The 14,300-nt window shown below is 54.2% G+C and carries 14 protein-coding genes; 1 reads left to right on the forward strand and 13 read right to left on the reverse strand.

Features of this window, described 5'->3' with window-relative positions:
- Window positions 1–11: 11 nt before the first annotated feature.
- The 12 genes from mltG to rluC form a co-directional block, all read right to left on the reverse strand.
- Window positions 12–1,022 carry an endolytic transglycosylase MltG gene (gene mltG, locus ACFOMG_RS08050; RefSeq protein WP_376865901.1) on the reverse strand — a complete coding sequence of 337 codons (1,011 nt, stop codon included), beginning with the start codon at window positions 1,020–1,022 and terminating at the stop codon, window positions 12–14.
- Window positions 1,019–1,942, reverse strand: a complete 924-nt coding sequence (locus ACFOMG_RS08055; RefSeq protein ID WP_376865902.1) for an aminotransferase class IV — start codon at window positions 1,940–1,942, stop codon at window positions 1,019–1,021. The genes mltG and ACFOMG_RS08055 overlap by 4 nt, the downstream gene beginning before the upstream one ends.
- Window positions 1,935–3,176, reverse strand: a complete 1,242-nt coding sequence (fabF, locus tag ACFOMG_RS08060) for a beta-ketoacyl-ACP synthase II (RefSeq protein WP_376865903.1) — start codon at window positions 3,174–3,176, stop codon at window positions 1,935–1,937. Before fabF ends, ACFOMG_RS08055 begins: the two co-directional genes overlap by 8 nt.
- A gap of 90 nt (window positions 3,177–3,266) precedes the next feature.
- Window positions 3,267–3,500: an acyl carrier protein gene (gene acpP, locus ACFOMG_RS08065; protein WP_189387644.1), complete on the reverse strand. Its 234-nt coding sequence runs from the start codon at window positions 3,498–3,500 to the stop codon at window positions 3,267–3,269.
- A gap of 46 nt (window positions 3,501–3,546) precedes the next feature.
- Complete coding sequence (gene fabG, locus ACFOMG_RS08070) at window positions 3,547–4,287, reverse strand: 3-oxoacyl-ACP reductase FabG (RefSeq protein WP_376865904.1); 741 nt, start codon at window positions 4,285–4,287, stop codon at window positions 3,547–3,549.
- Window position 4,288: 1 nt separating this feature from the next.
- Window positions 4,289–5,227, reverse strand: a complete 939-nt coding sequence (gene fabD / locus ACFOMG_RS08075; protein WP_376865905.1) for an ACP S-malonyltransferase — start codon at window positions 5,225–5,227, stop codon at window positions 4,289–4,291.
- A gap of 149 nt (window positions 5,228–5,376) precedes the next feature.
- Window positions 5,377–6,390 carry a phosphate acyltransferase PlsX gene (gene plsX / locus ACFOMG_RS08080; protein ID WP_376865906.1) on the reverse strand — a complete coding sequence of 338 codons (1,014 nt, stop codon included), beginning with the start codon at window positions 6,388–6,390 and terminating at the stop codon, window positions 5,377–5,379.
- A 1-nt stretch (window position 6,391) separates the two neighbouring features.
- A complete protein-coding gene (gene rpmF, locus ACFOMG_RS08085; RefSeq protein WP_376865907.1) occupies window positions 6,392–6,574 on the reverse strand; it encodes a 50S ribosomal protein L32 in 183 nt (60 codons plus the stop codon).
- 19 nt (window positions 6,575–6,593) lie between these two features.
- The gene (locus tag ACFOMG_RS08090; RefSeq protein ID WP_376865908.1) at window positions 6,594–7,118 is read right to left on the reverse strand and encodes a YceD family protein; all 525 of its coding nucleotides are present in this window, start codon (window positions 7,116–7,118) and stop codon (window positions 6,594–6,596) included.
- Between the two features lie 91 nt (window positions 7,119–7,209).
- Window positions 7,210–8,214 (reverse strand): S49 family peptidase, encoded by a 1,005-nt coding sequence (locus tag ACFOMG_RS08095; protein ID WP_376865909.1) that lies wholly within the window; start codon window positions 8,212–8,214, stop codon window positions 7,210–7,212.
- Window positions 8,207–8,875 (reverse strand): HAD-IA family hydrolase, encoded by a 669-nt coding sequence (locus tag ACFOMG_RS08100; RefSeq protein ID WP_376865911.1) that lies wholly within the window; start codon window positions 8,873–8,875, stop codon window positions 8,207–8,209. The genes ACFOMG_RS08095 and ACFOMG_RS08100 overlap by 8 nt, the downstream gene beginning before the upstream one ends.
- Window positions 8,865–9,833, reverse strand: a complete 969-nt coding sequence (rluC, locus tag ACFOMG_RS08105) for a 23S rRNA pseudouridine(955/2504/2580) synthase RluC (protein ID WP_376865912.1) — start codon at window positions 9,831–9,833, stop codon at window positions 8,865–8,867. The genes ACFOMG_RS08100 and rluC overlap by 11 nt, the downstream gene beginning before the upstream one ends.
- Before the next feature lie 442 nt (window positions 9,834–10,275).
- Between rluC and rne the strand changes: the two genes are divergently transcribed.
- On the forward strand, window positions 10,276–13,206 hold the full coding sequence (gene rne / locus ACFOMG_RS08110; RefSeq protein ID WP_376865913.1) for a ribonuclease E: 2,931 nt from the start codon (window positions 10,276–10,278) through the stop codon (window positions 13,204–13,206).
- Between the two features lie 99 nt (window positions 13,207–13,305).
- Here the strand turns inward: rne and ACFOMG_RS08115 are convergent, their stop codons facing one another.
- Window positions 13,306–14,298: a YhdH/YhfP family quinone oxidoreductase gene (locus ACFOMG_RS08115; protein ID WP_376865914.1), complete on the reverse strand. Its 993-nt coding sequence runs from the start codon at window positions 14,296–14,298 to the stop codon at window positions 13,306–13,308.
- Window positions 14,299–14,300: the final 2 nt, after the last annotated feature.

The following is a 14,300-nucleotide window of genomic DNA, read 5'->3' on the forward strand; positions in this document are numbered from 1 at the left end:
GTTGTCTCTTATCAATTCTCTGGAGGTGCTGAACGGTACGTTTCTTTACGACGGTTGATCTGATATTGGCGTACCGCTTTATTGTGTTCTTTCAGAGTGGAGGAAAAATAATGACTGCCATCCCCTTTGGCGACAAAATACAGTTCTTCCCCGTCCTGCGGGTGTAATGCCGCATCGATGGCTGCACGACCGGCAAACGCAATCGGACTCGGTGGCAGACCCTTGTGGCGATAGGTGTTATAGCGGTTACTGCGGTCGCGCAGGTGCTTCTTACGCAGATTGCCGTCAAACGAATCGCCCAGGCCATAAATCACTGTCGGGTCGGTCTCCATCCGCATATTACGCTCCAGCCGGCGCACAAAGACGCCTGCAATTTTCGGCCGCTCATGACCAACACCGGTCTCTTTTTCGACGATGGAAGCCATAATCAGAGCCTCGTAGGGCGTCTGATACGGCAGCTTATGCTGGCGCTGTTGCCAGGCTTGCTGCAGATTGTCCTGCATACGCTGATGCGCCTGTTTCAGAATACGGCTGACCGACTCACCACTGTGGTAAATATAGGTGTCCGGGTACAACCAGCCTTCCGGATTGCCGTGAATTCCCAGCACCCTGGCAATCTGGTTGCGAGTCAGTGGTGCCACATCCTGCTTCAGGCGAGGCGCCTGTTGTAACGTTTGAATAGCCTCACGCAGAGTCGTGCCTTCGATAAAACTCAGGCGATAACTGACTGGCCGTGCCTCTGCCAGAAAAGCCAACAACTGCGGGCCCGTAAGGCGCGGCGGGATATCAAATTCGCCGACCCGCAACACCTGCTGCTTACCGAGCAAACGGGCCTGAACTTTTAACAACAAGGCCGAAGGCAACCAGCCATCGGCCTGCCAGCGTTGCGCCATAGCGGTCAGACTGGCACCCGGGCGAATATCAACCCGCACCGCTTGTTCATTGTGGCTGGGTAACGTCCAGAGATACCCGGCGCCCAGCAGTGTTAACAGAACCAACAACAATGCTGCGGTCTTTTTCATGCAATATTCCCTGACGCGTTAACAAAAACACTCTGCAGCCGATGTTGCAGGCGTTGACATAATAACTGTGTGGCCACCTGTCCCGGGCCACTGAAGGTATGCTGATCCAGCTGACCACAAACACTGAAACCATTCAGCGTATTGCTGAATAACAACCCATCCGCCCGGTAAAGCCGCGGCAAGTCTATCTGTCCTTCCGTCACCCTAACCCCCAGTGCCGCAGCTTCGTTAAACAACCAGCGCCGCACCACGCCATTCACTCCGGCAACCTCCAGCAAAGGAGTCACCAGCGTCTGATCTTCCAGCAGGTAGAGATTCGACATGCAGCCTTCGACAACATCACCGTCACTACTCAGCATCAGACTTTCTTGCCAGCCAGGCTGAAACTGAGCGCGAGCCAGCACCTGCTCCAGCCGGTTCAGGTGTTTAATACCGGCCAGCAGCGGCTGTGATGCCAGGCGGACAGGATTAATACCCGCCGTTACCGGCTGCTCCGGACTCAGCCAGACTGGCGCCGGTCGCAACAAAACCGTGAAATTGGCGGGCTGCTGTGGCTGTTTTGCATAACCGCGGGCGATATTCGATCCCGCCAGATCATTAGCACAACGGCTGATTAACAGTTTCAGCTGCACTCCATCAGCGTAGGCTGGCTGTTCAGCCAGCTGCTGTAGCGCTGACAAGTCCATCAAATCGTGCCAGGCCTGCTGGCAGCGCTGAAACGTATCAATCGGGAAGTCCAGTTGTACCAGACCCCGCAGCAAACGTTGCCAGTGCAGAGCTAACAGTGGTGCCTGCAAATCCCGGTTCAGCCGGATGGTTTCAAATAAGCCATCACCAAATTCCGCACCACGATCCGGCACCGGCGGTTGTTGTTGCCAGCCCGTTTCCTGCCAGTACCAGCGTACTACCGGCTCAGCCATCAAAGCGGGTCAGCACCAGACTGCCATTAGTACCGCCAAACCCAAACGAGTTAGAAATCGCGGCCTTCAGCGATACTTTACGGGCCTGATGAGGCACGTAATCCAGATCGCAGCCTTCGTCCGGGTTATCGAGGTTAATCGTTGGCGGTACGATGCCATCACGCAACGCCAGCACCGTAATCATCGCCTCCAGTGCACCGGCAGCACCTAATAAATGGCCGGTCATGGATTTTGTCGACGACACTAACAGCGACTGTGCGTGGTCACCAAACACCGCCTTAATGGCATTGGTTTCGGCGATATCTCCCACCTGCGTTGATGTACCGTGGGCGTTGATATAACCAATTTCTTCCGCCGTCAGCCCGGCATCACGAATCGCATTTGCCATCGCAACCTGAGCGCCACTGCCGTCTTCCGGTGGCGAGGTGATATGGTGGGCATCGTCGGACATTCCCAGTCCGGCCACTTCAGCGTAAATGGTTGCACCGCGGGCCTGTGCGTGCTCCAGCGACTCCAGCACCAGAATCGCAGCACCGTCTCCCAGCACAAAGCCATCACGGTCTTTATCCCAGGGGCGGCTGGCCTTCTGCGGCTCATCATTACGGGTACTCATCGCCCGGGCCGCCGCAAATCCGGCCATACCCAGCGGCGAAGAGCCACATTCAGCACCACCGGCTACCATGACATCGGCGTCGCCATAAGCGATAGTCCGGGCTGCATAACCAATATTATGTGTCCCTGTGGTGCAGGCGGTGGTGATAGCAAAGTTTGGCCCTTGCAAACCATGACGAATGGCAATATTGCCAGCCGCCATATTCACAACTGAGCCGGGAACCAGAAACGGCGACACACGTCGTGGTCCGCTTTTACTCAACTGGGCATGATTATTTTCGATCATCTGCAGGCCACCAATGCCGGAGCCAACAGCCACCCCAACACGGGTCTTATCGAGCGATTCAGGGAAAGCCGCATCATTGATAGCTTCCTCCGCAGCGACCATGGCATATTGCAAGAAAAGGTCTATTTTGCGGGCTTCTTTGGCGGTCATTACCGCGCTGACATCAAAATCTTTTACCGCGCCGACAATTTGTGTGGCATAACCTTCGGCATCAAAATGCTCCACTTTGCCGATCCCGCTTTTGCCGGCACAAATCGCCGCCCAGCTATCCGTTACATTCAGAGCCAATGGGTTAACCGTACCCATCCCGGTAATTACAACGCGTCGTTTGCTCATAGTCCTGTTCACTTAAATTCTGGCTTGCCGAAAAACCATAGGCACAAAAAAAGCCGCGTCCGAAGAGGCGGCTTTCAGACATTGCGAATCTTACAGATTGGCAATGATGTAGTCGATGGCTTCCTGAACGGTAGTCAGCTTCTCTGCATCTTCATCAGGAATTTCAGTCTCAAATTCCTCTTCCAGAGCCATAACCAGCTCAACTGTATCCAGAGAGTCAGCACCCAGGTCATCAACAAAAGAAGACGCTGCTTTTACATCTTCCTCTTTAACACCCAGTTGCTCACATACGATTTTTTTTACACGTTCTTCAATGTTACTCATGGTTTTTTCCTACCGTTTGTTAACTCTAATGGCCAGTAACTGACCCTTATCCCATATTCATGCCGCCATTCACATGAATGGTCTGACCTGTAATGTATTTTGAATCGTCACTTGCCAAAAAGGCCACCGTTCCAGCGATATCTTCTACTTGTCCGAAACGCTTACCCGGAATCGACGCTAGGATGGCCTCTTTTTGCCCTTCAGGCAAGACATCCGTCATATCCGTTTGAATAAATCCTGGAGAGACACAATTAACCCGCACGTTACGGCTGGCTATTTCCTGTGCCAGCGACCGGCTAAAGCCCTCAAGCCCTGCCTTTGCTGCCGCATAGTTCGCCTGGCCCGCATTACCTGTGGTGCCGATAATTGAACTGATATTAATAATACTGCCGCTTTTTTGTTTGATCATGGGTTTTGCCAGCGCCTTACAGACCCGGAAAACACCGTTCAGATTGGTATTAATCACCGCTTCCCAGTCATCATCTGACAACCGCAGAAACAGGTTATCACGGGTAATACCGGCATTATTTACCACCACCTGTGGTGTGCCGTAATCGGCCAGCAATTGTTTAATCGCGGTCGCTGTTTGTTCGCCGTCAGCAATATTCAGCACCAGCGCATCATTAACGGCTGATACCTGCTGCAAGCTGGTGCGAATGGCTTCAGCGCCGGAGTCACTGGTAGCGGTTCCGATCACCCGGTAACCGTCAGCCGCCAGACGCGCTGCGATGGCGGCGCCAATACCACGGCTGGCGCCGGTCACCAGTGCCAGTTGCTGTTCAGACATATTAGTTTCCTTGACTCTGTTCTACGATGGCCGCGATCGCAGCCGGGTCACCACTTGCCAGCGTGGTCAGCGTTTTGTCGATGCGTTTATTTAACCCAGCTAATACTTTACCCGGGCCAACTTCAATCGCGACATCCGCCTTTGGTCTTGACGCCTGCACAGCTCCGGTCCAGTTAACCGGACTGTACAGCTGAGCCAGCAACCTGGCCGGAATTTCCTCCAGCGTGGCGGTTTGATTATCCACATTATGAAATACCGGGAATCGGGGCGCGCGCCAGTGAATGGCATTCAGTGCTTCACCCAGCTCCTCGGCTGCGGCTTTCATCAGGCTTGAGTGGAAAGGACCACTGACCACCAGTTTCATAGCCCGCTTAGCACCCGCCTCTTTAGCCAGAGGAATAGCCGCCTCAACGGCTGGCATAGCACCGGCGATAACAATTTGCCCCGGCGCATTAAAATTGGCCGGTTCGACCACGCCATGAGCTGAGGCTTGCTGACACACATCACGAATCTGAGCTTCATCCAGATTCAGAATGGCAGCCATACCACCTTCACCGGCAGGCACTGCCTGATCCATCAGCTCGCCGCGTTTCTTAACCAGTTTAACTGCAGCGGTAAAATCGATGGAATCCGCGGCAACCAGAGCTGAATATTCACCCAGAGAATGGCCAGCGGCAGCCACGGTGTTCAGCTGCGGGCATTCTGCAGCCAGAACCCGCCACACAGCCGTGCTGGCAGTCAGCAGCGCTGGTTGAGTGTTATAAGTCAGATTCAGTGTTTCAGCCGGCCCCTGGTTCACCATCTGCCACAGATCCAGACCGATAGCATCGGATGCCTCCTCAAAGGTTTCCTTAACCTGGCTGTATTGCTCAGCCAGTTCGCTCAGCATACCTACCTGCTGCGCCCCCTGCCCTGGGAAATATGCAATTACATCAGTCATTTATCTGCCTTAACCTGTTCTGTTTCTCACTCGGAAAGATGCCCCCGAATCATGGGGCACATATTATGGGATTCGAATTGTTACAATAAATGGTCAAGAATGCACAAGATTATTGAATCATTTTCGTCAATCAATTCAGGCAGGCCCCGTTAATGGCAGGAATCCGGCTTCAGCCGCACCAGCTCGGCGCGCAGCAGGTTCAGATCCACCACCCGCAGCTGATCAATGAGGTATTTCATTGCCGCATAAAAAGCGACATCATCGGATTTTCCGTGGGTTTTTACCACCAGGCCATTGACACCCAGCAATAAAGCACCAGCGTAACTGGCGGATGTGAAACGCCGCAACACGCCTTTAAACAGCCCGGCCCACAACGGCCGCAACAACCATGACCATCTGGAGCGATCAAAGACCCGGGATAATTCAATCGCCACCCAGCCCGCCAGCCCCTCACTGGTTTTCAGCGCCACATTGCCGGAGAAGCCATCACACGCCAATACATCCAGCTCACCACTGTAAATGCTGTCACCTTCACGAAACCCGACATAATACGGTGCCATTGACGTATGCAGCTGTTGTCCTGCACGCTGCACCTCTTCGGTACCCTTGCAGGGCTCCTGGCCGATGTTCAACAGCCCCACCTTGGGCGTACTGACACCATGCGTCCGGCTCCAGGCCGCTCCCAGGCGGGCGAATTCACACAACTGGTCAGCACTGGAGGCCAGGTTAGCCCCCAGGTCCAGCATCAGCAGAGGCTTATCCCGGGTCGGAATTTCGGTTGCCAGTGCAGGCCGGCTGATGCCATCCAGCGTCCCCAGCATAGAACGCGACAACACCATCAGAGCACCGGTATTACCCACGGAAATAACTCCCTGAGCAGCCCCTTGCTGCACTTGTTGCACCGCCATTGCCATGGTCGAGGTTTTGCCACGGCGCAATACCTGAGCCGGCGGGTCTTCCATTGAAATAAAGGAGTCGCAAACCAGAAAATCGATTCGGTTCTGATAGCGAGACAGATACAGGCGCGCGTCGGGTTCGACATCGGCCGTCAGGGTAAGAATAAGACTGAGATCCGGCTGGGACTTCAGAATCTTTTTGCAGGCTTTAAACGCAACGCGGGGACCTAAGTCCCCGCCCATTACATCTACCGCGATGGTAAACATATCAGTCGTTGCCAGTCTCCACGACTTTTTTACCACGGTAGAAACCGTCTGCAGTCACGTGGTGACGACGGTGAGTTTCACCTGTGGTTGGATCTACGGTCAGTGCAGCACCGTTGTCCAGAGCATCGTGAGAACGACGCATGCCGCGCTTGGAACGAGTTACTTTGTTTTTTTGAACCGCCATGTTTGGCTCCTAACTATCGCTATTTCTGTTTAAGCTGAGCTAGAACGTCAAACGGGTTTGGCCGTTTCACGTCCGAATCATCTGTTGCCGTTGTTTCCGGCGTTGGCTGTTTAATCTGACATTCGCTCTCTGGGTGAGTCGGAAAGCTGGGCAGCGCCAGAAGCACTTCGTCTTCCAGTGTTTCCCAGAGATCCAGACGAGCATCCTCATCCAGCTCAACCGGCTCCAGTCGCCTTGGCAACTGTTTCGCCTGTTCGTCATCAAACACAAGTCCAAGCTGAAAGTCACTTTCGACGGGGATCGTTACCGGTCCCAGACAACGCTGACATATCATAACAACCTGTGTTTTACAGCTACCGGTTAATATCCGATTACGCTCTTCATCCCGATCAAATTCGATATCACAGGAAACAGGAGCATCGCAGCTTTCCACTGCGTCTGATAATCTGGATAATTCTTTACTGTCGATATCTGCGGTAAATCGTTGATTTACTTCAACTAATTTTGCAGCATCAACCCGTTGGGGTAGCCTAGCCTCTGCCATAGTGCGCGACATGATAGGTATGCAAAGCTCCTGTGTCAAAAATATTTACTAACGGGAGGATGATCCTCCCGATAAAATCCAGCAACCGCGCTTAGCGCAGCACTGGCGCCTGATTATTCAGCTGCATCTGCTGCATCACCTGACCGGCAATACCACTGCCGATACTCGTACCCAGGCGACTGATTAACTCATCCCATGGATTCGGCTGATAAGTGAAGTTTACCAGATCTTCGGTGTTCAGTTTGTCTCGTGCTAACTGGCTGCTGGAAGCCAGGCCATCAATCAGCCCCATTTCCAGCGCCTGCTCACCAGACCAGACCAGACCGGAAAACAGCTCCGGGGACTCTTTAAGCCGCTCACCACGCCCCTGACGCACCTGCTCAATAAACTGTTTGTGTGTCACTTTCAGCACACTCTCCCAGAACGCTTTTTCTTCCGGCTTTTCCGGAGTAAAAGGATCAAGGAAACCCTTATGTTCACCTGCGGTATACTGGCGCCGCTCCACACCCAGCTTCTCCATTGCTTCAACAAAGCCAAAGCCGGAACCAACAACGCCAATCGATCCTACCAGGCTGGCTTTATCGGCATAAATCTCATCCGCCGCCGCCGCAATATAGTAGGCACCCGAGGCCCCCAGATCCATAATAACTGCATATACCGGGAAATCTTCGCGGGTCTGTTTCAGCCGCTTAATTTCGTCGTACACATAACCGGACTGCACCGGACTGCCGCCCGGACTGTTAATGCGCAAAATGACACCAACCGCTTTATCATCTTCAAAGGCGTCACGTAACGCCGATACGATCGCATCAGCACTGGCATCCTGATCCGCTGCAATCACACCATTTACTTCAATAATGGCGGCATAATGATCTGCGGGTGCGGCCTTATCAAGACCATCGGCCGGCATACGCACCAGCCACAACAGACTGAACAGATACACCAGAAATGCCAGTTTAAAAAAGACACCCCAGCGCCGCGTGCGACGCTGCTCACCCTGCACTTCCAGCAGGACCTTTTCGATCAACTTCCATTCTTTGCTGTCATCCGCCGGGCGCTGACTGGCCGCGGACTGATTCAGATGTTCGTTATCCATATTGTTTTATCCACTGATTAAGTTCTTCAATGTTGTGGCACAAAGCCTGGGGCCCACAAGCCAGCAGCACAGCATCATCATGAGCGCCGTGACTCATTGCCACCGAATCCATCCCCAGTGCGGCGGCCATCTCCAGATCGTAACTGGTATCACCCACCATCAATGCCTGCTGCGCGGTCAGATCCAGCTGCTGCAGCAACTCCTGTAACATCTGCGGGTGGGGCTTGGAGCGGGTCTCATCGGCACAACGGGTCGCGACAAACTGCTCAGCAACCGGCCGGCCATCAACCTGCAGCTCATCCAGCATGCGGTTCAGGCCGCGGCGGCTTTTACCGGTCGCTACCGCCAATAAGCGGCCATCGCCACGTAATTGGGCGAATAATCCTGCAACACCCGTAAAAAAGTCCATAGCCACTTTACTGTCGTATACAAAGTTGCGGGCATACACCCGGGTCATCGTCTCCAGCTGATCATCGTTGATCGCCGGCCACACCGTGCGCAACGCTTCCGGCAGACCGAGGCCGATAATATTCTGCACCGCCGCATCCGGCACAACCTCCAGACCAACTTCTGCCGCCGCCTGCTGCATACTGTCTACGATTCGTCCGGTTGAATCTACCAGCGTGCCGTCCCAGTCAAAAATCACCAATTTATACTTCAAAGTCACACCCGACCTGTTGCAATGTATTCATAAAGGCGTCATCCGGCAGTGCCTGCAGACGTAACTGCTCACCCGTCAATGGATGGCGAAATGCCAGCCGCCAGGCATGTAAATACAGCCGTTTTATTCCGGCTTTAGTGTCGATATCCGTAGCAACCTGATCACGGTATTTCTGATCTCCGGCAATGACATGCCCCTGGTACTGACAGTGAACCCGAATCTGATGTGTACGTCCGGTTACCGGCTCTGCATCAATCAGAGAATAATGCCTCCCCTGCGCCAGACGATGCATGCGGGTATGGGCTGTTTTGCCCTGCTCATCCACCACAACCATGCGCTCACCCGACTGACGCTCAATCCGCAACAGAGGTTGTTTAACCTGACCAACAGCAGCATCCCAGCAACCATGCACCAGCGCTAGATAGTGTTTGGAAATCCCGGATTTATTCGCCAGCATGCGCTGCAGCGCCGTCAACACCGACCGTTTTTTCGCTACCAGAATCAGTCCGGAGGTGTCGCGATCAAGCCGATGAACCAGTTCAAGAAAGGTATGTTCCGGGCGCATCTGCCGCAATGCTTCAATCAGCCCAAGATTCACCCCGGAACCGCCATGAACCGCCAGTCCACTGGGCTTATTAACAACCAGCAGGCCCTCATCTTCGTGCACAATCGCATCCGCCAACAGCTGTTGCAGCACACTCGAAACCGGAGGCGGCGCATCGCGCTGGGCGATTCGCATTGGCGGTATGCGCACCACATCCCCGGCCTGAATACGACTATCGGCCTTGGCGCGTTTTTTATTCAGCCGTACTTCCCCTTTTCGAATAACCCGATAAATCAGCGCCTTAGGCACCCCCTTCAACAGGGATAATAAAAAGTTATCGAGCCGCTGACCGGAATTATCGGCGGTTACGGTGACAAAGGATACTTTACTGGTATCAGGGTGTTTCTGAGACATGAAAAACTGGCCGGACCATCATATAAGGGCTGTCCAGCAAAGATGCTGGTTTGCCGCCATACCTCTTTGCTGCTATATTCGCTCGGTCTGCGTCAGCCTCCACCGCGAACGAAACACGGAGCAGCAGCACAAAGCCGGAAAGCGGCACAGTATAGGGAAGATAGTAAACGGTTAAAACTCTTCCCGGGAATTTAAAGAAGGCGAGCGCCAGTTGCGCCCCTTTATGAGATAAACCAGGCGACCTCGCCGGCATCTCTGATTATCAAATTATGGACAGTGTCGGTGCTCCGAAAATCAACAGCACCAATGCAGATCAGGATCAGTGACCCGATTGGCACTGACGTAAAAGCAAAGCACCCATAAATATTTTGGTAATGGCCGAACCGGTAAAGCGGCGGCATTGCCAGCGAGTACGTTGCCCCAATAGAGCACAACGTACAGCATGAAAAGAATGCTAATTAACGCAACTCAGTCTGAAGAGTTGCGCGTAGCCCTCGTAGACGGCCAGAAACTCTACGACCTCGATATTGAACCAGGCTCCCGAGAGCAGAAAAAGGCCAATATCTATAAAGGTAAAATCACTCGCATCGAACCCAGTCTGGAAGCAGCGTTTGTAGATTTCGGCGCGGAACGTCACGGCTTTTTGCCGCTGAAAGAGATCGCACGCGAATACTTTGTTAAAGACCCGGGCCCGGGCCGCATCAATATTAAAGATGTGATCCGTGAAGGTCAGGAAGTGATCATCCAGGTCGACAAAGAAGAACGTGGCAATAAAGGCGCCGCACTGACCACCCAGGTCAGCCTGGCTGGCCGTTATCTGGTATTAATGCCAAACAACGCCCGTGCCGGTGGCATCTCGCGCCGCATCGAAGGTGATGAACGCACCCAGCTGCGCGAAGCCATGAAAGGCGTCAGCGTGCCGGACAAAATGGGTGTTATCGTACGCACCGCAGGCATTGGTCGCAGCTCGGAAGAGTTACAGGCCGACCTCGACTACCTGACCCAGCTGTGGGATGCCATCAAACGTGCCACCGATGAGCAGGCAGCCCCTTGCCTGCTGCTGCAGGAAAGCAACGTCATTATCCGCGCTATTCGTGACTACCTGCGCCAGGACATCGGTGAAGTTTTAATCGATACCGAAGCAGCCTACAACGAAGCTCTGAGCTTTGTGCAGCAGGTAATGCCGCACTACGAAAACAAGTTCAAGCTGTATCAGGACAGCGTACCGCTGTTTAATCGTTATCAGATCGAAAGCCAGATCGAAAGCGCCTTCCAGCGCGAAGTGAAACTGCCATCCGGTGGTTCCATCGTGATCGACCCGACAGAAGCCCTGGTATCTATCGATATCAACTCGGCGCGCGCCACCAAGGGTTCAGACATTGAAGAAACTGCTCTGAACACCAACCTGGAAGCAGCCGACGAAATCGCCCGCCAACTGCGCCTGCGTGATATGGGTGGCCTGATCGTGATCGACTTTATCGACATGATGGCCAACAAAAATCAGCGCGAAGTTGAAGGTCGCCTGAAAAAGGCTCTGGAAATGGACCGTGCCCGGGTTCAGGTTGGCCGTATCTCACGTTTTGGCCTGGTCGAAATGTCTCGCCAGCGCCTGCGCCCTTCTCTCGGCGAAACCAGTGGCCATGTGTGCCCGCGCTGCTCCGGCACCGGGGTTATCCGCGACATCCAGTCATCAGGCCTGTCTATTCTGCGCCTGATCGAAGAAGAAGCTGCCAAAGAAAACACGGGGCAGATCCGTGCCATTGTACCGGTACCGGTTGCCAGCTTCCTGCTGAACGAGAAACGTAATCTGATCGCCGGCATCGAACAGCGTCACAACACCAAAGTGTTGGTATTACCGAATCCACACATGGAAACCCCGCACTACGAAGTCCTGCGTCTGCGCCCGGATGACAGCCTGATCGGCGAAGCCAGTTACGAACAGGAGCCACAAAGCAGTGAAGTTGAATACGGCGTCGACCTGGCTCCGATCGACACCAGCCGGCCACAACAAACAGCGGCGGTTAAAGGTGTACAACGTAAAGCACCTGCTCCCAAAGCAGAGCCTGTAAGTGAAAAAACCGGCTTCTTTGGCAAACTGAGCAAGGCACTCTCCACACTGTTTGATAGCAACGAAGAAGAAAGCAAAACAGACAGCAACAAAGAAAAACAACCGTCACGTAACAACCAGAACCGTAAAGAGAGTGGTAACCGTGGCCGTAACAACGAGCGCAATCAGAATCAGCGCCGCAATAATGACAACCGTCGCGACGACAGCCGCAACAAGCGCAATGAACGCTCCGACAATCGTTCAGAAAACGACAGCGGCCGCAGTGATAATCGCAACAAGCGTAACGACAACCGCAACGACAACCGCAATAAACGCAGCGATAACCGTCGCGATGATACACGTCGTGAAGAAAGCCGCCGTGACGATAAGCGCAACGACAGCACCTGTGAGGATAAGCCCCGTAAAGCGGAAAGCGCCAACACCGGCAGCGAAAAAGACAGACGCAGCGAAGGCAACAAAGCGCAGCGTCGTGATCGCAATAAGGACAGCAATCCGCGTCGTCGCCGTCAGCCGCGGGAAAAAGCGGAAGGCCCAACAGAAATTGTGGTAACCGCAGCAGGAGAAACCAAAACCGAAAGTGACAAGCAGAACGATGCGGGTTCTTCGCTGCTGGAAAACACCAGCACAGAGCAGAATAACGAAGAGCGTAAGCCACGTCGTGAACGCCGCAGTCGCCGTCGCAACAAACCAAACAAGGAAGCGACAGCAGCGGATAACAACAACGAAAGCGCAGCACAAACGCCGGCGCCGGACGCTCAGCCTGAAACCACTGAAACAGCAGCGGCCAAGACCAGCGACAAAGCCGACGCCAGCAGCGAACAGCAACCTCGCCGCCGCAACAGCAACAGCCGCAAACGCAGCAACGCCGATGCGACACCTGCGACTGACGCCGTAGCAAAAGACGCTGCTCAGGCAGCTCCTGCGGAAGAAAAACCGGCTACTGAGCCTCAGGCGAACAGCCAGGCAGACACAAACGAAGCTGCATCCGTTGACACCAAACCGGTAAGCGAAGCAGTAGCTGAAAAGGTAGCGGCAGAAACGGAAGCGCCACAACCGGAAGCCACGACTGAATCAGCCGGGCAGCAACCGGAGCAACCGGCAACTGAGATCAAAGCTGAAGCCCAACCTGCGCCAGAATCCAAAACCGACGCAGAAGACGCACCGGCCGAAGAAGCCACAGCATCTGATAGCAAAGAGAGTAAGGCAGCAGCTTCAGGACGTCGTCGTTCACGTCGCCGCGCACCGGGCAGAGCCCCCAATGATCCGCGCAACAAGGCGGTGACTGAGGCAAACAGCGGGGAATAACCGCTGCGTTGCGCTGGCAACCTGCCAGCGAAACTCGCATTATCTGCCAGACATAAAAAAGCAGCCTGATGGCTGCTTTTTTATGTCTGGTGTTATCGGTTATTCCGCATTCAGATTCAACCGATAGCGTCCAACGCCCTGGCCCGCCAACACCTTGTCGAGAACCTCACTCAGCTGCGAACGTCCTATTTCGGTAGTCATTTGTTCCAGCTCAGGCAAACACCAGGCATCAGCCGCCTTATCCAGCACCGCCTGCTTCTGCTCTCTGGGAATTTCTACTGAGTCCACTCCCAATAAGCTGACTCCCCGCAAAATAAACGGAAAGACACTGGCCTCAACCTTAATGCCGGCAATCATACCGCAAGTAGTGACGGCCCCTTCAGGCTGAATCTGTGGAATCAGCCCCGATACCAGATCACCTCCGACCGTATCAACAGCAGCCTGGTACAACGGCTTAGCCATCGCCTTGCCCTTGGCCGCCAATATCTCGTCCCGGGTCAGGAAGCCACTGGCCCCCAGCGCTTGCAGAAAGGACTGCTGCTCCGGCTTACCGGTTACTGCCAACACCTCATAACCCAGCCTGGCCAGCAACGCCACCGCTACAGAACCCACGCCACCGGTTGCACCGGTCACAACCACCGGCCCGTTTGCCGGGCAAATACCATTACGCTCAAGTTTCTGCACGCTCAATGCCGCGGTAAAACCCGCCGTCCCCCAGGACATGGCTGCTGCCGTGGTTAACGATTCCGGCAAGCGCAACACCCAGGAAGCCGGCACCCGCACCTGTTGTGCAAAACCGCCTGCGGTGTTCATCCCTAAGTCATAACCAAATACCACCACCCGATCGCCTGCAGCAAAACCGGCATCACAGCTATCCGCAACAACACCGGCGACATCGATACCCGGCGTATGCGGATATTCACGGGTGACCCCTTTATTGCCACTGGCCGATAATGCATCTTTGTAATTGATCGATGAATATTCAACATCGATTAACACATCACCCGCTGGCAGCTGAGCAGCTTCCTGACTCTGCCATGAAGCCGTCATCCCCTGTTCGGTTTCACTCACCCGATACGCCTGAAATGTCATCA

It is taken from the genome of Bacterioplanoides pacificum (genome assembly GCF_042648445.1).
Taxonomy (GTDB): domain Bacteria; phylum Pseudomonadota; class Gammaproteobacteria; order Pseudomonadales; family Oceanobacteraceae; genus Bacterioplanoides; species Bacterioplanoides pacificum.